Source organism: Acinetobacter sp. CIP 64.2 (assembly GCF_000369645.1).
GTDB lineage: Bacteria > Pseudomonadota > Gammaproteobacteria > Pseudomonadales > Moraxellaceae > Acinetobacter.
This window is the reverse complement of record NZ_KB850122.1, coordinates 502,863-528,373: the sequence shown is the minus strand read 5'-3', so window position 1 is coordinate 528,373 and position 25,511 is coordinate 502,863. Positions and strand designations below refer to the sequence as shown.

The window sequence follows — 25,511 nt, the reverse complement described above, 5'->3', positions numbered from 1 at the left end:
CTTGAATGAAAGAAGCCAGCATCAACATAAAAAACACAGCAAAAAGCTCAGACAATTTGTCTGAGCTGGTTTACCAACGCATCAAGAATGACATCTTTGATTTCAAATTGATGCCAGGTGAACGTTTTACTGAGTCAGAAGTTGCCAAAGCCTATGAGGTGAGTCGTACTCCCATCCGACAAGCCTTGTATCGCTTGCAACAAGAAGGTTATGTTGATGTGAGCTTTCGGAGCGGTTGGCAGATTCGACCGCTTAACTTTCGTTACTACGAAGAAGTCTATGATGTCCGTATCGTTCTGGAAAAAGATTCAATTCGAAAACTCTGTCAAATCGATCATCAAAACTCGGTTGAGTTGTCGGTTTTAAAAGAATTATGGTTGGTGCAACCGTCTGAGTATTTAAAAGATATCAAACAGTTGTCTCAGCAAGATGAGGACTTTCATTGTGCCTTGGTTCGTGCTTCGGGCAATAATGAAATGGCGAGGATTCATCGTGATTTGAGTGAACGCATTCGTATTATCCGCCGTTTGGACTTCTCCAAAGATTATCGAGTCGAGGCGACTTATCAGGAACATCAAAAAATCTTAGGTTTTATTTTCGATCGACACACTGAACACGCGATCAATGCAATTGAAGCGCATATTATGCAAAGTCGTGATGAAGTGAAGAAGATTACTTTACAGATGCTGGATTCGAGTCAGTTTTATTAGGCTCGAATCATCTAGATTTGCACTCACAGAGGTAATAAAACCTTTGCTAAAACTCTCTTTTCCATGCCTAATTCTGCATAAAACTAACAGTTTTTATCTCTTTGCTATTTAATAATAAAAATCACATTTCCAATCATCAGATGACATATGATGAATGACCAGACACTGATCAATTTATTCCTAAAACTGGTACATAAAGAAGGCTTTTTTGCCACATCTATTGATGGCATAACCTTGATGCGTGTCGATCACAACACACCACCGATTGCAGTATTACAAGAACCAACCTTAGTGTTTGTTTTGCAAGGTCAAAAGCGTGGCTATATTGGTACAGAAACTTATTCATTCAAGCAAAGCGAATGTTTAATTGTTTCGGTTTCTATGCCATTTGATTGTGACACCGTAGCCAGTCCAGAAACACCGATGATTGCGATCAGTATGAAATTGGAAGCGGATATGGTGAATGAGCTATTGGCTAAAACCTATTTTGAAAATTACCAGTTTAAGCCACTCACCACAGGAATGAGTGTGATCCAATATGATCAAACGCTATCGAATGTCCTCATCCGTTTATTAAATACCTTGACGTCTGAACAGGATGTATTGATCTTGGGAGATCAAATTAAACGGGAGTTGCTCTATCGCGTTATTCAACATTCAGGTGCCGATGCATTAAAAGGGCTGGTCGCTCAGGGCAATCTCAGACCGATTTATAAAATTTGTGAATATATTCAACATCATTTTACCGAAAAGTTAACGGTTGAGATGCTCGCAGAACAAGCCAATATGAGTACCTCTGCCTTCCATAAAGCCTTTAAACAGGTGACGCAGCATTCGCCTTTACAATATTTGAAAGTGGTTCGGTTGCATAAGGCAAAACAATTGTTGCAAAACGCAGACCAAAGTGTGGCTCAAGCGGCTTATGCTGTTGGATATCAGAGCTCTTCTCAATTTAGCCGAGAATTTAAAAAGCAGTTTGGTTTTCCACCCAAACACGCTGAATTTAATACTGAAACGGAGTCATGATTAAATGAATCAAAATAGCGTAGAACAAATGAAATATATCGAAATTACACAAGCTGGCGGTCCTGAAGTTTTGCAAGTGGCTCAAGGACCTCGACCAGAGATTAAAGCAGATGAAGTGCTTATTGAAGTCTACGCAACAGGAATTAACCGACCTGATATTTTACAACGTCAAGGTCTCTATCCGATGCCTAAAGGGGTAACGCCAATTCCCGGACTAGAAGTTTCAGGCGTGGTTAGTGAAGTAGGTGAACACGTCACACAATTTAAAGTTGGAGATAAAGTCTGTGCACTGACCAATGGTGGTGGTTATGCGGAATACTGTGCGGTACCTGCCAATCAAACTTTAAAAATCCCCAAGAATTTGAGTTTTGTTGAGGCGGCTGCTATCCCTGAAACTTATTTTACAGTTTGGGCCAATCTGTTTCAGATTGGACAATTAAAGAAGAGTGAAACCGTACTGATTCATGGTGGAGCCAGTGGTATTGGTTCGACCGCGATTAGTCTATGTCATGCGATGGGTATTAAAAACTTCTCTACGGTTGGGAGTGATGACAAAGTTGAAAAATTAGCTTCGGTGTCACAGGTAATTAACTACAAAACACAGGATTTTGAAAAAGAAGTTTTGGCCCAAACGGATGGTCAGGGCGTTGATGTGATTCTTGATATTATTGGCGCCGCCTATTTCAATCAAAACCTGCGATTGTTAAAACGTGATGGTCGATTGGTCATTATCGGTTTTATGGGTGGTCGAAAAGTTGATGGTTTTGATATACAGGAACTAATGCTAAAACGTGCAGTAGTGACAGGTTCGACCATGCGTGCCAGAACCAATGCTGAAAAAGCCCAAATTACCCAAGAACTTGAGCAGTTTGTCTGGCCTCTGATAGAAGCAGATCAATGCAAGCCAATGATCTATAAAACCTTTGCATTTGATGACGTTGCTCAAGCGCATCAATGTTTGGAAAGCAGTCAGCATACGGGCAAAGTGGTACTCGAAATTAAATCTGAATTTGCCTAATTGTATTCAATCCATGCCTGTTCATACTCAGAACTTGAGTGTAACAGGCCATTAAAGCAGTATGCATATAAACATAACGACCTGATGAGGAATCTGAAAATGACAACAAATCCTGATGATCGCAATCCTAGTCCAGACCATGCAGAAGACAATGCTTTTTTCCCATCGCCGTATTCGTTAAGCCAATATACATCGGCAAAAACAGATTATGACGGTACAACGTATCCAAACCCATACAAAGGCGATAAAAAGATTTTAATGATTGCAACAGATGAACGTTATATCTTGATGCAAAACGAAAAATTCTTTTCCACAGGCAATCACCCTGTCGAAATGTTATTGCCGATGTTTCATCTGGACAATGCTGGTTTTGCTTTTGATGTTGCAACACTGTCTGGCAATCCGGTTAAGTTAGAAATGTGGGCAATGCCGCATGAAGAGCAAGTGGTCTTAGATACCTATAAAAAATATGAAAAACAACTCAAAGCACCACTGAAGTTGGCAGATATTTTGGAACAAGCCTTAAGTGCAGATTCACCTTATGCAGGTATCTTTATTCCAGGTGGGCATGGTGTACTGGCGAAGATTCCACAAAGTAAAGAGGTCAAAGCACTGTTAAAATGGGCAGTTGCAAATGATAAATACGTGATTACCTTATGTCATGGCCCAGCCTCATTACTTGCAGCAGCAGTTGATGAAAATCCAAAAGATTATATTTTTAAAGATTATCAAGTTTGTGTATTCCCTGATTCACTCGATAAAGGTGCCAATATTGATATTGGTTATATGCCAGGTCAATTACCTTGGTTGGTTGGTGAAAACCTTGAAAAGCTTGGGGTCGAAATACTGAATAAAGGAATCACAGGACAAGTTCATCAAGATCGTAAATTATTAACAGGCGATAGCCCGCTGGCGTCAAATAACCTTGGAAAACTTGCAGCTACAACGTTATTGGCAGATCCTGATCTTCAATAATTGTAGATGTTGCAATAGATAAGAGCCCAACCTTGTTGTTGGGCTTTTACCTATAAAGTATCGAGATAAATGATGTTGTTAAACCAGATTTCGATATCTATCTATTGCACTATTCCAAAAATGAACATTTGGCTGACACCAAAATTACATTTCTGTCATTTGAAACTATTTAAAGTTTTACAACGTTATTATCCTCTTAAGCAAGGCTTTAACAGGTTTAAGATGAAAATATTACTAGTCGAAGATGAGCAAAAAATTGGCAGCTATCTGAACCAAAAATTATCAGATGCAGGTTATATGATTGACTGGGTTACAGATGAAATAACAGGAAAGCACCTTGCATTATTGTTTAGTGAATATGATCTTGTGATACTGGATGTAATGTTCGCAGGCTTGAATGGTTGGAATATTTTGCAAGATGTCGGGAGGAGTGGAAAAACGATGCCGCTCTTGTTTTTAATTGCGCGTGATCAAATTGAGGAGCGTATTAAAGATTTTGGCCTAACATTTACCTTTGTTGAACTGCTTAATCGGATCAAAAACTTATTGGGTAGAGAACAGCGAAATGATAACACCAACCAGATTTGTGTTGCCGATCTTGAACTCGATTTATGGAAACGTTGTGTACGTCGTGCAGGAAAACGTATCAATCTTACGGCTCAAGAATATGCACTCATTGAACTGTTTATGAGTCGACGTGGGGAAATTCTGCCTCGGGCTTTGATTGCTTCACAACTATGGGATAGCTATCATGATCGTGATAGTAAAGTGATTGAGGTTGCAATCAGTCGGTTAAGAAATAAAATTGATCGCAATTTCATTCCCAAGCTCATTCATAATGTCTATGGCATGGGATACGTACTTGAAGAATGGCGTGGGATACGAACACCTAAAGAAGAATCTGTATTGGAAATAAATCAGTGACGACTTCTATTAAAAAATAGTCTGATAAAAATAGAGTTGTCAGCTATGTGACAACTTCAAGCTATTTTTTGATTATATTGAAATAGTAAAGGCATTGAAGTCAGTTGGGGCATTGCATGAAGATATGTATTTATGGTGCAGGTAGTATTGGATGTTATCTTGGTGGGCGACTGGCTGCTGCAGGAGCAGATGTCGATTTCATTGTACGACCTAAAATACAGCAACAGTTGCAACAATATGGTCTTATTGTTTCAGATTATTTAGCAAATAAGCAAACTATCCCGATCACTAAACTTCAACTGAGTAATGATCCCAATATTGCGGCTCAGGCAGATTTGATTCTGGTCTGCGTAAAATCAGCAGCTACAGAACAAGTTGCACAGGCGCTAAAAGGGGTTTTGAAGAAAAAGACCATCGTGATTAGTTTTCAGAATGGTTTAAGCAATGTCGATCTTTTAAAACAAATTTTACCAGAGCAAACCATTCTTGCAGGCATGGTGCCTTTTAATGTGGCTGCTTTAGGAAATGGGGTCTTCCATCAAGGTACGGATGGTGCTTTGTATGTGAAACAACATGCTGCTTTAACTGAGCTTGTGGCTGCATTCAAAAATGCCAAACTTGAACTGAAACTTGAACAAGATATGCAGGCGATTCAATGGGCAAAATTATTGCTGAATTTAAATAATGCAGTGAATGCCTTGTCGCAGATTCCTTTAAAGCAACAGCTTTCAATCAGAGATTATCGTCAATGCTTGGCAATGGCGCAGATTGAAGCTTTAGAGCTACTTAAAATCGCAAAAATTAAGCCTGCACAATTGACCGCTTTACCTGCACAGTTCGTTCCATTTGTATTAAAACTGCCAAATACGATTTTCAATCTGCTGAGCAAGAAAATGCTGGCGATTGATCCGTTGGCACGATCATCAATGGCAGATGATCTTATGGCGGGGCGAGCAACGGAAATTGACTGGATTAATGGAGAAGTTGTTCGTTTAGCAACGCAACTAAATTTAAAAGCACCAATCAATCAAAAGCTGATTGAGTTAATTAAACAAGCTGAAATCACACCAAAAACATGGTCAGCAGAAGCACTCATAGCTGAATTAAAGACGGTAAACAATGCTGGATAAAAGACATAGCATATAGCGTTGTATGTATATGCTATGTCGCCGTTTATAACTAAAGGTTAAGCTTCATAACTTCTTGCGTGCCAAATCGTGTAATCAACATGCCAAAGATCGTAGCGAAGATATACATGAAGATTGAGTAGACAACAGCTGGCATCGCTATGTTCGTACTTGCCATAATCGTCAGTGCAATGATCATGGCAAGGGTACTGTTATGAATCCCGATCTCAAACGCACAGGCACGAGCTTGATATGAACTGATCCCAAACGATTAGATTATTTCGTTCTTTGATAATTGCAAAGACCTGCAATACTTTTGCAAATTGTAGTCCCACTTGTTGACCTTCATGCATAAAGTGAAGAATGGAAAAATTGACAATAATGGGCAAAAAAACGGCAGCGATAAGGGCGTTAATTGCAGTTAAGGTAATATTCAGTGCGATATCACCTTTATATAAATAGCTGAATAGATTTGCCGTTGATCCACCCAGGTGAAGCGGCAAGTAACATCAAACCGACTGCCAGAAGCGGCGGTAAAGCCAATATTTTACAAATTAAAAATGCAATGCCGACCAATAAAATAAACTTACAAAACAAAGCAATGATCACCGCTTTGGGATGTTTGCTTACTCGTGCAAAGTCTTTGAGTGTGAGCCCAAACCCAGCCCGGCCATGACAATCGTCAAGGCGATCGGTAGAAAAAGTGTGATTAGTCCAGAATCCATAAGCAGTCCTTCTTTTAGATCAATATTATTTTTCCAATTTTCTGGTTGTTTTGTCTGATCAGATTACAACTTACCGGTATCTAAGTTGATATAGTTCACATCTGAGCAAGACCTATAAACAGCAGTATTTAGCAATACTTTAAATTTTTACTATGCAAAGTAATGAATTAACACATTTAGGTTATTCATTCTAATGATTTCTTTAGCTTAAATACGTTAGTCGCTTTTTCAAAAACAATTTGTGTGATAGCGCACAATTTGATTGAATTAAAATGCATAAATAAATAGGGGAAAAATCAACTTTTCACAGAAATTACATTTTCATAACGTTTACTTTTTTTGTCATCACTTCATTTTTTTGTTTACAAATTTCTTAAATTAACTAAGATATTCGACTGAATGGTAAAAACTAAAATTAAGATAAATTTAGTAATATAGTTAAATTAAACAATAGCTTAAATTTATTTTTTTACAAATGAAAACACGAATCATTCATGTTTATGTTAGAATTTCACAAATGTGTAATAAAAGCTTTATACCATTTGGACAATTGGCAGAAATAGAAAAATGATATGAACAAAAGGTCAATGACATATTCTTTCATTAAGCATGATAATTTGCGCCGATTATTACATTGCAATTATTAATTTATGCATAAATAAGTGAAAAGTTACGTGAAAATATGAATGTTTTGATGTAGCTCAAAATAAAAACTGTATATCACAAATAGCGGAATAAATATGGATAACGTAGCTCAGCTTGAAACTGATACTAATTTCCAAAGTCGAAAAAAAATAACCTGGGCTGTGTTTAGTGTGCTCATTTTATTTCTGATTTTAGGCATTGCGTATTATTTTTTAGTCTATCGCTTCTATCAATCTACCGATAATGCCTATGTGCAAGCAGATGTCACTTGGGTGATGCCAAAGATCTCTGGCGAAGTGATGGAGTTAATGATTAATGACAATCAATTTGTGAAAAAAGGGGAACCCTTAGCCCTATTGGATCATCGTGATTACCAAGCGCGTTATGATCAGGCAAAATCTGTCGTGACACTAAAACAAGCTGCGCTTGATGTGCAGCAACAAAATGAAAAGTCCGCAAAGTCATCAATTAGTGAAGCGAATAGTGGTGTTGTTGCAGCCCAAGCAGATCTATCTCGTTTGAAAAAAGATTTTACTCGTTATCAAGATTTATTAAAGGACGGGGTGATTACTCGACAAAATTTTGAAGGTGTACAATCCCAATATTTAACTGCTCAAGCACAGCTCAGTAAGGCGCAAGCTACGGTTAATGCAGCAGAAGCACAGTTAGGCAGCTTACAGGCCAGCCGCGCACAGCTACTTGCAGATATTCAAAATGCCAATGCGACACTAGATCTTTATCAAATTGATCTTTCATCTTCGAAAGTAGTCAGTCCTGTAACGGGAAAAGTGGGAAGTCTTTCAATCCAAAAAGGCTCTCGTGTTTCTCCACAAACGCGTTTAATGGCCATTATTCCTGAGAACAGTTTGTATGTACAAGCAAACTTTAAAGAAACTCAGATTGAAAAAATGCATATTGGTCAAGAAGTTAAGTTAAAAATAGATGCTTATCCAAGTTTGACTTATACAGGCAAAATTGAAAGTTTTTCTCCCGCATCAGGAGCAACTTTTTCTCTTATGCCACCAGACAATGCGACTGGAAACTTTAATAAAGTCGTACAACGTATCCCTGTACGTATTGCAATTGATGCCAGTCCACACATTGAACTTATAAAACCTGGAATGTCAGTCAGTGCAACTGTTGATCTAAGAACTTAATCACCACGTTTTAGGTATAAGAAAATGAATAAACCTAGCGAAAATGAGTGGAAGTTTGCGCCAAAAACAGCATGGCTCATTTTTGCGGCGATGATTTTTGGTAATTTCATGGCGATTCTTGATATTCAAATTGTGGCCAGTTCTTTGAATGAAGTTCAAGCCGGTATGAGTGCCAGTCGTTATGAAGTGACATGGGTACAAACGGTTTATTTGATTGCTGAAATTATTGCCATTCCGATGTCAAGTATCGTATCGCGGGTACTCTCGACACGCATCTATTACACCATTTGTGCAATTGGATTCACAATCAGTTCTTTGCTCTGTGCCTTGGCGTGGAATCTTGAAAGTCTGCTGGTATTCCGGGCATTTCAAGGATTCATGGGAGGCGGCATGATTCCAACTTCGATGACGGCGTTGTATTTATTGTTTCCCGAGGCAAAACGTGCTTTACCTTTAGTCATGTTTGGCATGATCAGTACTCTGGGTCCTGCAATTGGCCCAACCATTGGTGGGTGGCTGACCAACAATTTTTCATGGCACTGGATGTTCCTGATCAACATTATTCCGGGCATTATCATTGCAACCGTGATCTTTTCAGGTCCAAACATTGATCGTGCGAACTATTCACTCATCAAGAGTATGGATTGGTTCAGCCTGATTGGTATGGCGATGTTTTTAGGTGGACTGGAATATTTTCTGGACGAAGGTGCACGGCATGACTGGCTTGCAGATACAGGAGTTCGTGTCGCATTTATCATTTGCCTGATTGGCGGCATGATTTTCTTTTCACGCAGTTTTACTCAGCCCAAACCTTTATTGGATCTGAGTGTATTTAAGAACAAAAACTTTACACTGAGCTGCATCATTACTTTTGTGATCGGAATGGCTTTATATGGTTTGGGCTATATGATTCCCGTATTTCTTGGTCAGGTACGAGAAATGAACAGTAGCCAGATCGGTCATATCATGATGGTCACGGGCATTGTAATGTTCTGCTTTGCACCATTCCTCGCGTGGCTCATTCCGAATTTTGATACCCGAAAAACCGTCTTTGTTGGCATGGTCTTAGCTGGATTTGGTGTTTGGCTCAATTCACATCTCAGTATCCACAGTGATTATGACTTCATGTTCTGGCCGCAGATCTATCGAGGTATTGGTCTCATGATCTGTCTGATTGTGGTTTCGCATTTAGCCATGAGCACATTACCACTCACTAAGGTTGCAGACGCGAGTGGTATTTACAACCTGATGCGTAACATTGGTGGCGCGGTAGGTTTAGCACTCATTAACTCATCTTTAGATTGGCTAACGGCAATACATGTTACGCAGTTAAACCAGTACATGAATCCACAGAACTGGATTTTTATTGAAAGATTAGACCAGCTTACGGCGCAATATCAAGAAGTGGGCAGCAATGCCCAACAAATCGCGCTCAGCGTAATTTATCGCGATATCCACTACCAGGCGCTTACATCCAGTTTTAATGACTTATTACGGATGCTGGCCATCATCATGTTTGTGGCAGCATTTTTAACCATATTTATGGATAGGGGGAAAAAGATGGACATGTAAATATTCAAAGCTAGAGGGTTGTTTTCATATAACGAAAAATAATAGGGCGTATACAACGTACCCCCTTGATAACAAAAAACAGTGATACGGGTTTTTTAATATTTCTTTATGAGATAGGGGAACTTAAGTATCCAAATTTAGAGGTGGAAGCTGATGATTAATACAACATATAAACTGATTTCAAGATTCAATAGTAAAGAATCTACCTACGGGCAATATGTCGAGAAAGAACAAATCGATATTGAGCGCCTGAAAGTGATGTACTCAATTTATGAGCAATATTATGAGAATACGAGGTTTTCGATCTTTGTTGATGATTTCAAAAAGAAAAGTGGTGCAATACTAATTTTCGACTCGGAAACGGACGAGATTGTTGGTTTCTCTACTGTGGTCGTACAGCATTTCTATTTAAACGGCAAAGACTACACCGTTTTATTTAGTGGCGATACTGTGATTCTCAGACAGTTCTGGGGCACGCGTACCCTGCAAAGTACCATGCTTAAATTAATGATTAAATTAAGAGTCAAGTATCCCTTTAATGAACTGTATTGGCTATTGATTTCTAAAGGTTATAAAACTTATCTGCTGCTTGCCAATAATTATTATGTTTATTATCCAAATATCAATGATGACAACCAGCATTTATCAACAGTCATTGAGCATTATTGCGAGAATTTCTTTGGTGAATATTATGACAAAGAAGCGGGATTATTAAATTTTGGTAGTGATTATCAACCACTTAAAGGGGAAGTGGCGCCAATTACTGCAGAAATGAGAGAGAAAAATCCGAATATTCATTTCTTTGAACAAAAAAATCCAACTTGGAGTGCTGGTACAGAACTTCCTTGTATTGGTCGTTTGGGCTGGAAGGACATTGCACGTTTTCCGGTTAAATTAATGACCAAACCTGCCAGTAAAGGGCGATGCGATGCTTTATTAAAAAATTCAGCAACGCGTCGGGAGGTTTTGCAATGAAGCATACAGAATGGCTGACGTCAGGTTCTCACATCATTTTAAAGCAATGGTGTGATGCATCCGATCGAAACTTTAAGCAAAAGTTCAACGCATTGGAGACAACGCAACGTCAAATTTTACATTCGATCTTGCAGACTTCAAGTTTAGCCAGAAATAAGCAAGTGCAAAATTATGAACAATTTGCAAACAGCTTTCCTGCTTCGCGCTATAGCGCGTGGCGGGAGGATATTCAGCAATATCGAGAGCAAAAACGATCTCTTTCTAGCAGTAAGTTAGTTCGCTTTCAACCCACCAGTGGCTCGAGTGAACAGATTAAATTTATTCCGTACACCAAATTGTTTTTAGATGAGTTGGATCATGCGATTGCACCGTGGATGGCGAGTATGTATCGCAAATGTCCTCAACTCCGTTCGGGTACGCACTATTGGTCAGTGTCATGGTTGCCCGAAAGTCAACGAGAAGTACTTAAAGACAAAAATCTTAATGATGACAGTGCATTATTGGGTTTTGGCAAGCGAATTCTATCTAAGTTTACGCAGGCAGTTCCAAGTAATGTGGCTTTTGCTGCCAATGCTGACGATGCGTTATTTGCGACGATCTGTTATCTGGTTGCCAACCGTAATCTCGCCATGATCTCGGTTTGGAGTCCGACTTTTGCATTGCAACTTCTAGATCGTTTAGAGCTGATGCAGCAAGAGGTGGTCGAAGTTCTGGAAACGGGTCAATGGGGAAGTCGTCAAAACTCATTAAAAGAAGTTAAAGCGCCTTTAAGTTCCGAAGGTGCCAAGAGTTTAATGGACAGCTCCAATGGCGAGAAAATTGATTTTAATCAGCTATGGCCTAAATTGAGTCTGGTGTCGAGTTGGGATACAGCAGGTTCTAAAGCCTGGGCAGAGAAGCTAAAGCAACGTCTTCCTTCTGTGCAGTTTGAGGGTAAAGGTTTGTGGGCCACGGAAGGCGTGGTGACCATTCCTTATAACGACCAATATCCGCTGGCCTATCAAAGTCATTTCTATGAATTTGAGTACTTAGAAGGTGAGAAAAAGGGACAGATAATTCCGTCTTGGCAACTCAACGTCGGAGATGTGGTTAGCCCGCTGATTACATCAGGCAATGGTTTACTGCGTTACTGCCTAGACGATTGTTTACTGGTCACTGGCTTTTTAGAGCAAGTCCCATGTTTCGAGTTTCAGGGTCGCCGTTTCGGCGTCGATTTGGTTGGTGAGAAGCTGGCGCCTGAAACGGCACAACAACTGCTTTCACAGCTGAATGAAACGGATTCCAAAGCAATTTCGCTATTGGCAATTGATACTGAGCAGCAAGTCAAACCATTCTATTGTGTTCTGTTTGAGGGCGAGATTCATCAGAGTATTAATGATGAATATATTGATCGTATCTTACGTCAAAACTTCCATTACGAACTGGCTCGAAACTTAGGGCAATTGGACCAACCACAGATTCGTCAAGCGCAGAACGGTTGGAATGCATATAAAAAACTGGTGATGTTTGATGGCATTATCGAAGGTAATATTAAACCTGAACCGTTGAAGAAGGTGAGCTTAACGAGTTTGGAACAACTATGAGTAGAGGAATGAATCAGTTTAAAAAGTCATTCATATATTTATCTATTTTTTGGATTTCAAGCTCGGTTGATGCCATGACTTTAGATGATGCGCTGTCTGCAAGTTTAAGACATGAAAGTCAGTTAGAAGTGAGTCGGTTAAGTGTCAATCAATCGACAGCTATGCTTGAACAAGCCAAACAACGCGATGGACTCAAAGTGAATTTGGTGGGGCAGCTCGACTATGAAAGAGTCGAAACGCCCACTAATGTCATGTTTCCCACTGAAGGAAACCGAAAGGGTCGCAGTTTGCAATTACAAATGGATTACCCCGTCTATACATCTGGGCGACATCGTTTGGGAATTGATGTGGCTAAAAATCAGCTGTCTGCACACACGGAAGGATTATCGGATCAACGCTCGGAAACGATTTTGAATACCGTCATGGTCTATACAGACGTGCTAAAGAAGAAAGCAATTCTGGAGCTGAGAAAGAAAACCATGTCCAATTTGCAACGTTCTTTGTATGAGTCACAACGGCGCTTTGATGTCGGGATGATTACCAAGGCTGATTTGGCACAAGTCTTGGCGCAAGTGGCACAAGGTCAGGCAGATATTACTCAAGCACAATCAAATTTGACTGTAAGTGAAGCGCAGTTTTATCAAATTACGGGAGTTACACCAGAAAATCTGGTTGCCATTAAGCGTTTACCACAGATTTCAAACCACTTAGATGAAATCTTGGCGAATACAAAAAATCATCCTGCTTTACTCCGTGCCAAATATGAAAAGCAGGCAGCCGAAAAACAATATGCCTTGACTAAACGAGAACTCTGGCCAACGGTGATGTTGACCAGTCGTTTAGGAAGGCAACATGAAGCAAGTTATATTGGCTCGGAAAGCAATAACTATATGGTCGGTGTCCAACTGAACGTGCCGCTATATGATGATGGGTTAAATCGAGCCAATACCAGAAAAGCACAAACCGATGTAGATCTGGCCAACCAAAAAATTCGGGGTCTAGAATTAGATTTAAATCAGCGCGCTCGAACCACCTATGCGCAGCTTCAAACGATTCGACAAAATAAAGATGCACTTCAAAATGCCATTGATGCCGCCTCGATTGCATTTGTTTATACCCGCAAAGAGTTTGAGTTAGGAACAAAAACAACTTTTGATTTGCTGAATACCGAGCAAAAATTATTAGATGTACAAACTCAAAAGACAGTCAATGAGCAAGATGAAGTTGTATTCGTCTATCAATTACTAGACCAAATGGGCCATTTAAATGATTTGGTTCCAACACAAACTACACAGCAGGTGAATAATTAATGAAAACAAATCCACCGACATCCACTGAAAGCAGTCTCGTGACGCGTGAAGCAACCTTGGCTGACGATCAAGCATTAAGATCACTCATTGCCGTGCCCATGACCACCAAAGGGGTACAGATCAGTTTCCAGCGCGAACCCAGTTATTTTAAAGCGTCTGATATTTTGTATCGTCATAAATTACATGTGGTGATTGAAGATACAGAGAATCAGAAAAATGTCGCTTGTTATAGCAATGGTCATCGGCCATGTTATGTTGATAAAACTGTGCAAAATCTACGCTATGCCAGTGACTTACGTGTCGACCAAAACTATCGCGGTAAATCATTGGTCAAGGCTTTGGGCGTGCATGTCAAACAAACCATGCATGAACCTAATTTTAGTCAAATGATTATTTTTGATGATAATCATGCTGCGAGAGCAGCCATACAAACAGGTAAAACAGGAATTCCTGATTATTATGATGAAGGGTTAATTGAAACTCTAACCTTGACGCATGTGGGGACAAAAAGAAAAATTAAGGCTTTTTTAGAGCAGAATTCTCAAGTTCAATCTGAAATGAGTGAGATTCGGTCCTGTATAGCAAGACCTGAACATATCAGCGCAATGAATAGCTTTATTGCTGAAATGTCGCAATATTTTAATTTTATCCCTGCGTATAATTTTGAAGAGCTACTTGCAGAACACCACTATTTTACAGGCTTAAAACTTTCTGACTTCCAACTGTATTTTCAAAATGAAAAATTGGTCGGAATGTTTGGGTTATGGGATCAGCATAGTCTTAAACAAACCAAAATTCTGCATTACAGTTCAGCGATTGGCGTATTTCGGCCCGTCTATAATTTATTGACCAAAATCACCAAGGGCATGCCATTACCTAAACTTGGGGATTCATTAAAATACCACGTGTTACATACTTTGCTTTGTCATCCAGAGCAGCTAGCCTTGCATCATTTAATGCTTGAAGATGCACAACAATGGTCTAAAAAACGAGGGGTTGGCGTGGTGAGTTTTACTTTGTCACATCAAGATCCACGCTTTCAGCTTAATCAGTTTTATAAAGGCGAGCGATTAACGGGCATGCATGGTTTTATTAGTTTTGAGGGGGATCCACGTCCCAACTTTGATAAGAGCCTGATTCCATATCTGGAAGTTGGGCGGATTTAATATTGATTGATTTGAGCATAAAAAAATCCTCAAGATTTTGAGGATTTTTTATATCTGACAAATAAATCTTAAGCTTTCAAACTATTCGCATATTCAACCAGTTGATCAATCACGGTACCCCAACCTTCAAAGAAGCCCATGTCTTCGTGTTGTTGGCGAGTTTCAGCAGTACGGTGTCTGGCAATTGCGGTATATTTGGTTGCGCCATTGCCTGCATCTTCAAGCAACAGAATTGCGGTCATGAATGGATTTTCAGCTGGTTTCCAATCTTCAGTATAGGTATCGGTAAAGACCAGTTTTTCACCCTCAATCACTTCTAGATAAACACCTTCATTTTTGATTTCATGACCATCGACATCAAAAGTGGTATTGAATTTTCCACCCACTTTTAACTCAATCTCACAAGATTTGATTGAATGTGGGCGAGGGATAAAAAAGTGTTTGATATGCTCAGGGGTTGTCCAGCATTCCCAGACCAATTCACGAGGAACATCGATCACTCTTTCGAGTTTTAGATCAGTTTTTGGATCCAGTTTCATTTTCTCTTTTCCTTTTTAGTTCTAATGCGTAGTGGTCAAATTGATTGAGTCTCTGTTCCCAGATTGCTCTTTGCTCACTTAACCAATGTTGGATGGGAGTAAAAGCTTCTGGTGCCAAAGCACAGGTTCTTACTCGCCCATTTTTTTCAGAATGAATGAGTCCAGCTTCCTCTAATTTATTTAAATGTTTTAAAAAAGAAGGAAGTGCCATATCGTGTTGTTCAGCCAGCTCTGTAATTGATGCCTGTCCAGCGGATAGTCGTGTTAAGATTTCTCTACGTGTCGGATCACTGAGTGCACTGAATAACAAATCGAGTTTAGAATCATACTTAGCCATAAAGCTAAGTATTGTGCATTTACTGATCTGATGTCAATAGAAACTTAGCTAGAAGGCTAAGTTTTTTTACAGATGATCGATATCACTTTGTTTTTAGGGTTTATTAACGAACAAGATACCGATGAAACTGAGTGCTGCTCCCAGAGCCATTGACCATGTGATCGGCTCATTAAGAATAAAAAAGGCCAGTAATACCGCAAAAATCGGAACCAGATTGGTAAAAACAATGGTTTTAGATGCTCCAATATTCTGAATGGCTTGCGCATACCAGATAAATGCCAATACTGTCCCAAAAGCACCTAAATAGAGAATGGATAGCCAACTACTGAGAGAAATTGTAGTTATGGAAAACTGTATGGATTGGGACATCAGGCTAATGAAGAGAAAAAGTGTGCCCCAAAGCACGGAGTAGGTGGTCATGGTCAAGGCTGGCACATTGGTCTGCTTAAAACAAACGGTATAAATAACCCAACTACATACCGCTCCGCACATAAGCAGTTCGCCAGTACCAACAGCCTGATTGAAAGCGGCAAAAAAATGACCTTTGGTCACAACGATTAAGGTGCCCAGCAATGCAATACAAATACCTAGGTAATTTATTTTTTTAAGCTTCTCAAGGAAGAAAATACGCATGACCAAAACGGTTAAAATAGGCGATAAACTCACAAATAAGGCTGTTCGTCCTGCTTCAATTCTAGATAAAGCGGCAAAGAAAAATAAGTTATAAGCGAATACACCTGTAAGCCCCATTAGGATGGCATAGAGATGTTGTTGCCCAGAAAGATTTGGAAACCCTCCAGAACTTTTAAACAAGAGGATAATAAGTAAGAGAGCTGCAAGTGCAAAACGTAAGAATGCAGACAATGTTGGAGAAATCTCTGAGGCGAGGATACGCCCTGCAATGAAGGTGCCACCCCACATTAGAGCAACAGCGATCAATTTAAAGTAAACCGTAGAACTCGAGAGAGAAGTGACTAAATGACGCATGAGTTTTTCAATCAATACAGAATTGAATCAAATCGTAAAATTAATTTATTTTTATAGTAAAATGAGCTTTTGCTCATGAATGATGGATCATGACCCTGACTCAATTAGAAATATTCTCGAAACTGGCAGAATTCAAAAATTTTACCCTGAGCGCCCAGCAACTCAATATTTCGCAGTCAGCAATTTCACATGCACTGAAAGCATTGGAAAAAAAGTGGGATACTCAACTATTCTATCGAAATAACAATGAAGTGGAGCTGACAGCCGCAGGGCAACGCTTGCTGCCTTATGTAAATGAAATCTTGAATGTTTCTCATATTATTCATCAAGAGGTGATGGATCTTAAAGGTCTAAAAACAGGTACTTTGAGGATTGGGTCCTTTGGTGCATCATCTTCCAATGTGCTGATTCCACTGATTCTGAAAGCATTTCGCCAAAAATATCCTGAGGTCGAAGTACTGATTATGGAAGGTACAGATCAGGAGGTCATGCAATGGATTGAGGAACGAAAAGTGGATCTTGGTTTCGTGGTTTTACCTGAAGAACACCTAGATACCTATCCTCTTTTAGAAGACATTTTTGTAGCTTTAATTCCTGCTCAGCTAACGCTAGCTCAGCAAAGTTCAGTACGGTTGGAGGATTTGGTTGAGCATCCATTTTTGATGACTCAGGCGGGAAGTCAAAATCATGTCATGGAACTGTTTAAGGCGGCGCAACTGACACCACAGATTTAATATAACTTGTCGCAAATTTTATCGATTTTGAATATGGTCAATGAAAATGCAGGCGTTTCCATTGTTGCCGACATGGCGCTAGACCAGAATATTCTTCAACTGTATCCAAATGTGGTAAAACGTCCACTCATGCCGAATATCAAAAGATCGATCGCTTTGGCTGTCAAAAACCATAAGCAAATAACCCCGATTGCACAAGCATTCATTGAAATGGCAAAACAGCTTTGAACATGGTTACCGTCTGGTTTTTCAGACATTCATCGTCTTAATTGTTCATAAAAAAGCTAGAAAAACAGACAAAAGTTATCAATTGCCTAAAATACTTCTATAATAGCTTCCATCATTACTAAGGTCAGTGTTTAGATACCGTGACGAGATGACCTTAGCCACACTTTTCTAAGTCTATTGCTTATCCACGATTCGGCTTATAGTTCAATATTTTCAATCTTATGTGCTTGCAACACGTAAGAATATTTAGGTGCACGCATGGAAATCAAGGTTAATTATCTCGACAATCTTCGACAAGAAGCGAAGTTTGATGACTTTACGGTAATCGCCGATCAGCCGATTCGCTATAAAGGCGATGGTTCTGCACCCGGTCCATTTGATTATTTCCTTGCGTCATCTGCGTTATGTGCAGCTTACTTCGTTAAAGTCTATTGTGCTGCGCGTGATATTCCAACCGACAACATTCGTTTATCGCAGAACAATATTGTTGATCCTGAAAATCGCTACAAACAGATTTTTAAAATTCAGGTTGAATTACCTGCTGACATTTCTGAAAAAGACCGCCAAGGGATTTTACGTTCGATTGATCGCTGTACCGTAAAGAAGGTGATTCAAACCGGTCCTGAATTCGTCATTGAAGAAGTCGAAAGCATTGATGCGGATGCTCAGGCCTTGTTAATGCCGAGTCTGACTTCGGAAAACAATACTTATATTCTGGGTAAAGATCTACCGCTAGAACAAACCATTGCCAATATGTCCGAGATTTTGGCTGGTTTAGGCATGAAGATTGAAATTGCATCTTGGCGCAATATCGTACCGAATGTGTGGTCATTGCATATCCGCGATGCGCAATCGCCAATGTGTTTTACCAACGGTAAAGGCTCAACCAAAGAAAGTGCTTTAGCATCGGCTTTGGGTGAATTCATTGAACGTTTAAACTGTAATTTCTTCTATAACGACCAATTTTGGGGTGAGGAGATTGCCAATGCAGAGTTTGTGCATTATCCAGATGAAAAGTGGTTTAAACCGGGTCCAAATGGCGAATTACCCAAAGAAATTCTTGATGAATATTGTCTAGAAATTTATAACCCTGATGATGAATTACTGGGTACACATTTATACGATACCAACTCAGGTAATACGGAACGTGGCATTTGTTCATTGCCCTTTGTACGCCAATCAGATGATGAAATCGTCTATTTCCCATCGAATCTGATTGAAAACCTCTATCTGAGTAACGGAATGAGTGCAGGCAATACCTTGGCTGAAGCTCAGGTTCAATGTTTATCTGAAATTTTTGAACGTGCGGTTAAGCGTGAAATTTTAGAAGGTGAAATTGCATTACCAGACGTACCACAAGAGGTACTGGCAAAATACCCAAGCATTGTTGCAGGTATCCAAGGGTTAGAGGAACAGGGTTTCCCTGTGCTAGTTAAAGACGCTTCATTAGGTGGTCAATTCCCTGTGATGTGTGTGACCTTAATGAACCCACGTACAGGTGGTGTATTTGCCTCATTTGGTGCACATCCTAGTCTTGAAGTGGCATTAGAACGGAGTTTGACTGAATTACTGCAAGGTCGCAGTTTTGAAGGTTTAAACGATTTGCCACAACCGACCTTCCAAAGCAATGCAGTCACTGAACCAAACAACTTTGTGGAACACTTTATCGATTCAAGTGGTTTAGTGTCTTGGCGTTTCTTTAGTGCCAAATCGGATTATGACTTTGTTGAATGGGATTTCACCAATGAAGGTGAAAACTCAAATGCAGAAGAAGCAGCAGAGTTATTTGGCATCCTTGAAGAAATGGGTAAAGAAGTTTACATGGCTGTGTATGAGCACTTAGGTGCAACTGCCTGCCGTATTCTTGTTCCAGATTATTCTGAAATTTATCTGGTTGAAGACTTGATTTGGGACAATACCAATAAAGCCTTGCTGTTCCGCGAAGATATTCTCAATCTGCATCGTTTAGATGAAGCGCAACTGGAAGCATTAGTCGAGCGTTTGGAAGAATGCGAACTGGATGATTATACTGAAATCACTACCTTAATCGGTATTGAGTTTGATGATAATACCGTTTGGGGGCAGTTAACCTTGCTTGAGCTAAAGCTGCTGATTTATGTGGCATTGCAGCAGTTTGAAGAAGCCAAGGAATTGGTAGAAACCTTCTTGCAATACAACACCAATACAGTTGAGCGTGGCTTGTTCTATCAATGCATGAATGTGGTATTGGAAGTTATGCTTGATGATGAAATGGAATTGGAAGATTACGAGTTTAATTTCCGTCGTATGTTCGGTAATGAACGTATGGATGCGGTGGTCGGTTCAGTTGAGGGGACAGTTCGTTTTTATGGCTTAACCCCAACCAGTATGAAACTGGAAGGATTGGATCGTCATTTACGTCTGATCGATAGTTATAAAAAGCTACATCAAGCACGTGCCAAAGCTGTTGGTTTAGCTGTTTAAAACTGGGTTAAAACACGTTGAGAAAGTGCATGTTGATCATGCACTTTTTTATTGAATGCAGACTCAGTTTTTTTATACATGTGCCACTTTAAACACTTGACCTTGCCATAATGGCAAGGTTTATAGTCTATTCATCTTCTTAAAAACTGAATGGAGTTTTGCGATGGAATTTCATGTTGAAAATATGACTTGTGGTGGTTGTGCACGTGGTGTAACGCGCGCTATTCAGGCCGTAGATGCAAATGCAAAAGTGATTGCTGATCCCCCGAACCGTAGTGTGAAAGTCGAAACCACGGCAACGCAGCAGCAAGTTGCTGATGCATTATCAGAAGCGGGTTTCCCACCACGTTAAGCATATAGTGTTAAAAAAGCGGCGATCAGCCGCTTTTTTATTTGGAAATATTTCAAAAGCAAAGGCTATATTGCTATAGCCTTTGCTGATTCTATTTTTTCCCTGCCAAGGGTGAAATTGAAAGTAGATCATTGTGAGAGTGAATGTCTCTGCTTTCATTTAAAGGCTCTTTAAGCCCTTCAAGAATTGGACAATCAGGTCGATGGTCGCCAGCACAACAATCCACTAGAGTTTGCAATGTTTGCACCATTTGCTGTAAATCTTGGATACGCTGTTCCAGTTTTTGGATATGTGATTGAGCCAAATGTTTTACATCAGCACTATGGCGATTGCTGTTACTCCATAAGTCAAGCAAATCGGTAATTTCTGTGACCGAAAAGCCCAATTCACGGCTGCGTTTGATAAATTTCAAACGTTCCACATCATTATCTGAATAAGAGCGATAGCCTGCATTGCTACGTCCCGCTGCTGGAATTAAACCAATCTGTTCATAATAGCGGATCATTTTGCTGGTTACGCCTGAAGCTTGAGAGACTTTACCAATATTCATCATATCCTCCATTACACGTTGTGCACAGACGGTGGTTGGAAACGGCGTAAACGCAGTGCATTTCCAAGTACAAATACACTTGAAAGCGCCATCGCAGCTGCGGCAAAAATCGGAGACATCAGGATGCCATAAGCAGGGTACAGTACACCCGCAGCCACAGGGATCAATAACGTGTTATAAGCGAAGGCCCAGAACAGGTTTTGATGAATATTGCCGATGGTTGCTTTAGACAGTGCAATTGCATTGGCAACGCCTTGCAAGTTCCCAGACATCAGTACGACATCCGCAGATTCAATCGCAACATCCGTACCTGTTCCAATCGCAAGGCCGACATCGGCCTGAGCCAATGCTGGTGCATCATTAATACCATCACCTACAAAGGCAATATTGCCATATTTTACTTTCAATTCCTGCACGGCATTGACTTTACCCTCAGGTAGAACTTCGGCAATTACTTCATCAATCCCGAGTTGTTTGGCAATCGCATGTGCGGTACGCGCATTGTCCCCCGTAATCATGGCTACTTTTAGACCCAGTTGATGCAATGCTTGAATGGCAGCAGGGGTGGTGTCTTTAATTGGATCTGCAACTGCAATAATCCCTGCCAAAGCACCATCAATCGCCACATACAGTGGAGATTTACCTTCATCGCCCAAACGTTGTGCTGTATGGGAAAATGGCGTGATATCCAGACCAAGTTCAGTCATATAACGGTCTGCACCAATATAAATGTTCTGGTTTTCATTCACAGTGGCATTGACACCCATACCTGTGACTGAATCAAAGCGATCAACCTTTGGCAAATCTAAACCTTCATTTTTTGCCGCATCGACAATGGCTTTGGCAATGGGATGTTCAGAAAGCGCTTCAACTGCTGCAACCAGACTGAGGACGTTATTCCGATCAAAGGTAGATGTCACTTCAAAATCAGTCAGTACTGGATGACCTTCAGTCAAGGTACCCGTCTTATCCACCGCAACCACTTGGGCATCTTTTAATAACTGTAGTGCCTCACCTTTACGAAACAGGATGCCAAGTTCTGCACCCCGTCCAGTACCGACCATGATCGAGGTTGGTGTTGCCAAGCCCATGGCACAGGGACAGGCAATAATCAGCACGGCCACCGCATTCACTAGTGCAAAGGTTAAAGCAGGAAAAGGGCCGAAAATTAGCCAGACAAGGAAGGTGAGCAGCGCAGCAATCATCACCGCAGGTACAAACCATAAGGTCACTTTATCGACTACGGCTTGAATCGGCATTTTAGCGCCTTGTGCTTGCTCGACCAGACGAATGATCTGCGCCAGCATGGTGTCACCACCGACAGCGACAGCTTTAAAACTCAAAGTACCATTCTGGTTAATGGTGCCACCAACGACCTGACTGCCGAGATTTTTCTCAACAGGGATTGGTTCACCGGTAATCATCGATTCATCGACAAAACTTTGTCCTTCAATCACCTCACCATCAACAGGGATTCGTTCACCAGGTTTGACAATAACAAAATCACCAGAGACGACTTGATCAATTGGGATATCAATGACATGGTTATCACGTGAAACATGGGCCACTTTTGCCTGTAAGCTAACTAAGCGCTGAATCGCCTCAGATGTCCGTCCTTTGGCCTTGGCCTCAAGAAAACGACCAAGCAGGATTAAAGCGACAATCACAGCGGCGGCTTCGTAATAAACATTGACCGTTCCAGCAGGGAGTAGCTTCGGTGTAAACGTTGCAACCAATGAAAATAAATAGGCAGCGAGTGTACCGACAGCAACCAAAGAGTTCATATCAGGTGCTAAACGGAATAAGGCGGGAAGACCTTTGAGATAAAAACGGCGCCCCGGAATAATCAGGACCAAGCTGGTTAAAACGAATTGGAGATACCAACTATTTTGCATGCCAATGGTTTGTTCAATCAGTTGATGAACACCGGGGATCAGATGAGAACCCATTTCCAAGATAAACACAGGCAAGGCGAGAACTGTCGCAATAATCAAGTCACGTTTAAGCTCAGCTCGTTCTTGATCTTTTTTTTCGAGTTGTTCAGTTTGATCTGGAATAGAGGCCTGTATTTCTTTAGCATCGTAACCTGCTTTATCAATTGCTGCGATGAGACTATCGATGCTGGCATTACCGCTCACGGTTGCACGTTCAGTTGCAAGATTAACATTGGCACTTTGTACGCCTGCAACAGCAGTTAGGGCTTTTTCGACACGACTGACACATGAGGCACAAGTCATGCCTTCAATTGCCAATTCCACCTTGTTGGCAGGGACGTCATAACCTGTTTGCTCAATCGCTTTAATCAATACCTGACGATCAACAGGTTTTGCCAAAGTAATATCGGCACGTTCAGTTGCCAGATTCACCGAAGCAGATGCAACGCCATCTACCTTTTTGAGCGCTGTTTCAACCCGACCGACACAACTGGCACAGGTCATGCCTTCTACTTGAAGGGTGACTTTCATGTCTTGAGCGATTGTATTTGTTTGCATTTCCATAAGATAGACCTATAGAGATAATCCGATTGCTTTCAGCATAGACCTTGACATTATGGGAAGGTCAAGCGGATTAATCAACTTTTAGGATTGTATGCAAACAGGGCCAAAGCTTATGTATGGATAGTCCTTTATCATATTCAAACAAAGGACTACCCAAATGCTGTATGACTGAATGAGGAGACTTAGACGGCTATTTGTTTGACTGGATTTTCCATCTGTTCTTTTACCAATACTGATTTTTGTACTTGGATATAGTTTTCCAGATCAAAATGACGGGTACGTTGACGATATTCAAAAGTAAACCCCGGCCAGTTATTGGTATTTTTTCCTGTCGCGGTTTGGTACCAACTGCTACAACCTTGTGACCACATGGTTGACTTCATTCTTTCTTGGATTTCCTGATTAAACTGGGTCTGGATTTCAGCTTTCAGGTTGGTGAAGGATAAATTGTTTTGGATATGGGTTCGAATTGCATCCAAAATATAGTTCACCTGACTTTCGATCATATACACGATTGAGTTATGCCCCAAATTTGTATTTGGGCCATACAGCATAAAGAAATTAGGGAAACCGCTCACAGTTAAGCCTAAATACGCTTCAGCACCATCCTGCCATTGTTGCTTCAGTGTCTTGCCATTGAGTCCTGCAATGTGCATCGGTGCCATAAAGTCAGTTGCCGTAAATCCTGTTCCATAAATAATGGCATCGACTTCACGTGCTTTCCCATCTTTATCGATAATACCGGTTTCAGTCACTTCTTGAATTGAGTTATTGATAAGTTCGACATTGGGACGAACCAGACTCTGATACCAATGATTAGAAATCAGAATACGTTTACAGCCAATTGGGTAGTCGGGCATAAGACGATGGCGGAAATGGGGATCTTTAATTTCTTCACGAATGTGGCGCTGAAAAATATATTCTGCTAAAGGAATTTCATTCAGCGTTGCGGTAAAGCTTTTCAGACGAATCTCGTTATAGCTGTATTGAAAGACACGATCCAGACTTTGTAAAACAGGCAGCTTTTGAAAAGCCTTACGTTCCAAGTCTGAATAAATACGGTCTGGCTTGGGAATGACATAAGGTGCAGAACGCTGATAGATGTCTAAGTGGGCGACTTGTTTAGCGATCTCAGGCACAAACTGAATCGCACTGGCACCAGTACCAATCACAGCCACACGTTTATTATTTAAATCATAGTCATGATCCCAACGCGCTGAATGAAAAGTCTTGCCTTTGAAGGTGTCTAGTCCTGGAATCTTTGGGTAGGCAGGTCGATTGAGTTGACCGACCGCTGCAATCAGAAATTCGGCCTCGAATTTTTCACCCGTTACACTCTGGATTTGCCAAACACCTTGTGCTGCATCAAAGTCAGCACTGGCAATTTCAGTATTAAACTGGATATGCGGATACAGCTGATATTTCTCTGTGCAATGCTTCAAATATTGATGGATTTCCTGTGATGAGCCATAGCGGTTTTTCCATCCCAGATCTTGTTCAAATGAAAATGAATAGAGATGCGAGGGTACATCACAAGCCGCTCCCGGATAGGTATTGTCCCGCCACACGCCACCGACATCACTGGCTTTTTCAAATAGGGTGAACTGTTCAAAACCAGCACGTTTAAGCTGAATCGCCAAACCTAAGCCACCAAATCCAGTTCCGATAATGGCGATACGAATATTGTTATTTGAAGAGAATTGTTGTTTAGACATAATGCACTCAAGTTAAAAGTATCATGTGTTGTTTGCAGAATAATCGTTTCATAGATTGATTTAGAGGATGGATGAGGCCAAAATATTGTGATTAGAGGCCACTGAGCGTATCTGATTGAAGTATTTATGGATATATGAAGCAGTAGTCTGATGGAACGTGGTTTGATATGTAGGTCAAGCTGTCACGCATTTATG

Annotated in this window: 20 protein-coding genes and 2 pseudogenes; 15 read left to right on the top strand and 7 right to left on the bottom strand. The window is 40.5% G+C overall.

What is annotated here, in order from left to right; all coding sequences use genetic code 11:
- Window positions 1-5 precede the first annotated feature (5 nt).
- The 6 genes from F895_RS08645 to F895_RS08670 all read left to right on the top strand — a co-directional run bounded on the left by F895_RS08645 (window position 6) and on the right by F895_RS08670 (window position 5,783).
- Entirely contained in the window at window positions 6-710 is a 705-nt protein-coding gene (locus tag F895_RS08645; protein ID WP_005241684.1) for a GntR family transcriptional regulator, read from the top strand.
- A gap of 147 nt (window positions 711-857) precedes the next feature.
- The gene (locus tag F895_RS08650) at window positions 858-1,736 is read left to right on the top strand and encodes an AraC family transcriptional regulator (RefSeq protein ID WP_005241682.1); all 879 of its coding nucleotides are present in this window, start codon (window positions 858-860) and stop codon (window positions 1,734-1,736) included.
- A gap of 4 nt (window positions 1,737-1,740) precedes the next feature.
- Window positions 1,741-2,754 carry an NAD(P)H-quinone oxidoreductase gene (locus F895_RS08655; protein WP_005241681.1) on the top strand — a complete coding sequence of 338 codons (1,014 nt, stop codon included), beginning with the start codon at window positions 1,741-1,743 and terminating at the stop codon, window positions 2,752-2,754.
- Between the two features lie 99 nt (window positions 2,755-2,853).
- Window positions 2,854-3,729 (top strand): glyoxalase III HchA, encoded by an 876-nt coding sequence (gene hchA / locus F895_RS08660; RefSeq protein WP_005241680.1) that lies wholly within the window; start codon window positions 2,854-2,856, stop codon window positions 3,727-3,729.
- 222 nt (window positions 3,730-3,951) lie between these two features.
- Entirely contained in the window at window positions 3,952-4,653 is a 702-nt protein-coding gene (locus tag F895_RS08665) for a winged helix-turn-helix domain-containing protein (protein WP_026040170.1), read from the top strand.
- A gap of 116 nt (window positions 4,654-4,769) precedes the next feature.
- Window positions 4,770-5,783 (top strand): 2-dehydropantoate 2-reductase, encoded by a 1,014-nt coding sequence (locus tag F895_RS08670; RefSeq protein WP_005241677.1) that lies wholly within the window; start codon window positions 4,770-4,772, stop codon window positions 5,781-5,783.
- A gap of 49 nt (window positions 5,784-5,832) precedes the next feature.
- Here the strand turns inward: F895_RS08670 and F895_RS0118955 are convergent.
- A pseudogene (locus F895_RS0118955) lies at window positions 5,833-6,505 on the bottom strand (bile acid:sodium symporter family protein).
- A 740-nt stretch (window positions 6,506-7,245) separates the two neighbouring features.
- Here F895_RS0118955 and F895_RS08675 point away from each other — a divergent pair.
- The 6 genes from F895_RS08675 (at window position 7,246) to F895_RS08700 (ending at window position 14,913) form a co-directional block, all read left to right on the top strand.
- A complete protein-coding gene (locus F895_RS08675) occupies window positions 7,246-8,307 on the top strand; it encodes an HlyD family secretion protein (protein ID WP_005241676.1) in 1,062 nt (353 codons plus the stop codon).
- A 24-nt stretch (window positions 8,308-8,331) separates the two neighbouring features.
- A complete protein-coding gene (locus F895_RS08680; protein WP_005241675.1) occupies window positions 8,332-9,879 on the top strand; it encodes a DHA2 family efflux MFS transporter permease subunit in 1,548 nt (515 codons plus the stop codon).
- A 153-nt stretch (window positions 9,880-10,032) separates the two neighbouring features.
- A complete protein-coding gene (locus tag F895_RS08685) occupies window positions 10,033-10,854 on the top strand; it encodes a hypothetical protein (RefSeq protein ID WP_005241673.1) in 822 nt (273 codons plus the stop codon).
- Window positions 10,851-12,437, top strand: coding sequence for a GH3 family acyl-acid amido synthetase (locus tag F895_RS08690; protein WP_005241671.1), 1,587 nt, complete (start codon window positions 10,851-10,853; stop codon window positions 12,435-12,437). The genes F895_RS08685 and F895_RS08690 overlap by 4 nt, the downstream gene beginning before the upstream one ends.
- Entirely contained in the window at window positions 12,434-13,747 is a 1,314-nt protein-coding gene (locus tag F895_RS08695) for a TolC family protein (protein ID WP_005241669.1), read from the top strand. The genes F895_RS08690 and F895_RS08695 overlap by 4 nt, the downstream gene beginning before the upstream one ends.
- Window positions 13,747-14,913: a hypothetical protein gene (locus F895_RS08700; protein WP_005241668.1), complete on the top strand. Its 1,167-nt coding sequence runs from the start codon at window positions 13,747-13,749 to the stop codon at window positions 14,911-14,913. Before F895_RS08695 ends, F895_RS08700 begins: the two co-directional genes overlap by 1 nt.
- 68 nt (window positions 14,914-14,981) lie before the next feature.
- Here F895_RS08700 and F895_RS08705 read toward each other — a convergent pair whose 3' ends face one another.
- The 3 genes from F895_RS08705 to F895_RS08715 form a co-directional block, all read right to left on the bottom strand.
- Window positions 14,982-15,452 carry an SRPBCC family protein gene (locus F895_RS08705; protein WP_005241667.1) on the bottom strand — a complete coding sequence of 157 codons (471 nt, stop codon included), beginning with the start codon at window positions 15,450-15,452 and terminating at the stop codon, window positions 14,982-14,984.
- A complete protein-coding gene (locus F895_RS08710; RefSeq protein WP_005241666.1) occupies window positions 15,430-15,789 on the bottom strand; it encodes an ArsR/SmtB family transcription factor in 360 nt (119 codons plus the stop codon). Before F895_RS08710 ends, F895_RS08705 begins: the two co-directional genes overlap by 23 nt.
- A 93-nt stretch (window positions 15,790-15,882) precedes the next feature.
- Complete coding sequence (locus tag F895_RS08715) at window positions 15,883-16,776, bottom strand: DMT family transporter (protein WP_005241665.1); 894 nt, start codon at window positions 16,774-16,776, stop codon at window positions 15,883-15,885.
- Between the two features lie 89 nt (window positions 16,777-16,865).
- On the opposite strand from F895_RS08715, the pseudogene F895_RS0118950 reads away from it, so the two are divergent.
- The 3 genes and pseudogenes from F895_RS0118950 to F895_RS08725 all read left to right on the top strand — a co-directional run bounded on the left by F895_RS0118950 (window position 16,866) and on the right by F895_RS08725 (window position 20,553).
- A pseudogene (locus F895_RS0118950) lies at window positions 16,866-17,738 on the top strand (LysR family transcriptional regulator).
- 258 nt (window positions 17,739-17,996) lie between these two features.
- Entirely contained in the window at window positions 17,997-20,201 is a 2,205-nt protein-coding gene (locus tag F895_RS08720; RefSeq protein WP_005241662.1) for an OsmC domain/YcaO domain-containing protein, read from the top strand.
- Window positions 20,202-20,364: 163 nt separating this feature from the next.
- Window positions 20,365-20,553, top strand: coding sequence for a heavy-metal-associated domain-containing protein (locus tag F895_RS08725; RefSeq protein WP_005241661.1), 189 nt, complete (start codon window positions 20,365-20,367; stop codon window positions 20,551-20,553).
- 91 nt (window positions 20,554-20,644) lie between these two features.
- On the opposite strand, the gene cueR is transcribed toward F895_RS08725, so the two are convergent.
- From cueR to F895_RS08740, 3 genes are all read right to left on the bottom strand, one after another.
- Complete coding sequence (gene cueR, locus F895_RS08730; RefSeq protein ID WP_005241660.1) at window positions 20,645-21,103, bottom strand: Cu(I)-responsive transcriptional regulator; 459 nt, start codon at window positions 21,101-21,103, stop codon at window positions 20,645-20,647.
- Between the two features lie 11 nt (window positions 21,104-21,114).
- Window positions 21,115-23,601 carry a heavy metal translocating P-type ATPase gene (locus tag F895_RS08735; protein ID WP_005241659.1) on the bottom strand — a complete coding sequence of 829 codons (2,487 nt, stop codon included), beginning with the start codon at window positions 23,599-23,601 and terminating at the stop codon, window positions 21,115-21,117.
- Between the two features lie 182 nt (window positions 23,602-23,783).
- Window positions 23,784-25,316, bottom strand: coding sequence for a flavin-containing monooxygenase (locus F895_RS08740; RefSeq protein WP_005241658.1), 1,533 nt, complete (start codon window positions 25,314-25,316; stop codon window positions 23,784-23,786).
- Window positions 25,317-25,511: the final 195 nt, after the last annotated feature.

What these genes read in the sequence shown, in the direction of transcription:
- F895_RS08645 (WP_005241684.1), top strand. Translation starts at nt 6, where the DNA reads ATGAAAGAAGCCAGCATCAACATAAAAAACACAGCAAAAAGCTCAGAC.
- F895_RS08650 (WP_005241682.1), top strand. Translation starts at nt 858, where the DNA reads ATGATGAATGACCAGACACTGATCAATTTATTCCTAAAACTGGTACAT.
- F895_RS08655 (WP_005241681.1), top strand. Translation starts at nt 1,741, where the DNA reads ATGAATCAAAATAGCGTAGAACAAATGAAATATATCGAAATTACACAA.
- hchA (WP_005241680.1), top strand. Translation starts at nt 2,854, where the DNA reads ATGACAACAAATCCTGATGATCGCAATCCTAGTCCAGACCATGCAGAA.
- F895_RS08665 (WP_026040170.1), top strand. Translation starts at nt 3,952, where the DNA reads ATGAAAATATTACTAGTCGAAGATGAGCAAAAAATTGGCAGCTATCTG.
- F895_RS08670 (WP_005241677.1), top strand. Translation starts at nt 4,770, where the DNA reads ATGAAGATATGTATTTATGGTGCAGGTAGTATTGGATGTTATCTTGGT.
- F895_RS08675 (WP_005241676.1), top strand. Translation starts at nt 7,246, where the DNA reads ATGGATAACGTAGCTCAGCTTGAAACTGATACTAATTTCCAAAGTCGA.
- F895_RS08680 (WP_005241675.1), top strand. Translation starts at nt 8,332, where the DNA reads ATGAATAAACCTAGCGAAAATGAGTGGAAGTTTGCGCCAAAAACAGCA.
- F895_RS08685 (WP_005241673.1), top strand. Translation starts at nt 10,033, where the DNA reads ATGATTAATACAACATATAAACTGATTTCAAGATTCAATAGTAAAGAA.
- F895_RS08690 (WP_005241671.1), top strand. Translation starts at nt 10,851, where the DNA reads ATGAAGCATACAGAATGGCTGACGTCAGGTTCTCACATCATTTTAAAG.
- F895_RS08695 (WP_005241669.1), top strand. Translation starts at nt 12,434, where the DNA reads ATGAGTAGAGGAATGAATCAGTTTAAAAAGTCATTCATATATTTATCT.
- F895_RS08700 (WP_005241668.1), top strand. Translation starts at nt 13,747, where the DNA reads ATGAAAACAAATCCACCGACATCCACTGAAAGCAGTCTCGTGACGCGT.
- F895_RS08705 (WP_005241667.1), bottom strand. Translation starts at nt 15,452, where the DNA reads ATGAAACTGGATCCAAAAACTGATCTAAAACTCGAAAGAGTGATCGAT.
- F895_RS08710 (WP_005241666.1), bottom strand. Translation starts at nt 15,789, where the DNA reads ATGGCTAAGTATGATTCTAAACTCGATTTGTTATTCAGTGCACTCAGT.
- F895_RS08715 (WP_005241665.1), bottom strand. Translation starts at nt 16,776, where the DNA reads ATGCGTCATTTAGTCACTTCTCTCTCGAGTTCTACGGTTTACTTTAAA.
- F895_RS08720 (WP_005241662.1), top strand. Translation starts at nt 17,997, where the DNA reads ATGGAAATCAAGGTTAATTATCTCGACAATCTTCGACAAGAAGCGAAG.
- F895_RS08725 (WP_005241661.1), top strand. Translation starts at nt 20,365, where the DNA reads ATGGAATTTCATGTTGAAAATATGACTTGTGGTGGTTGTGCACGTGGT.
- cueR (WP_005241660.1), bottom strand. Translation starts at nt 21,103, where the DNA reads ATGAATATTGGTAAAGTCTCTCAAGCTTCAGGCGTAACCAGCAAAATG.
- F895_RS08735 (WP_005241659.1), bottom strand. Translation starts at nt 23,601, where the DNA reads ATGGAAATGCAAACAAATACAATCGCTCAAGACATGAAAGTCACCCTT.
- F895_RS08740 (WP_005241658.1), bottom strand. Translation starts at nt 25,316, where the DNA reads ATGTCTAAACAACAATTCTCTTCAAATAACAATATTCGTATCGCCATT.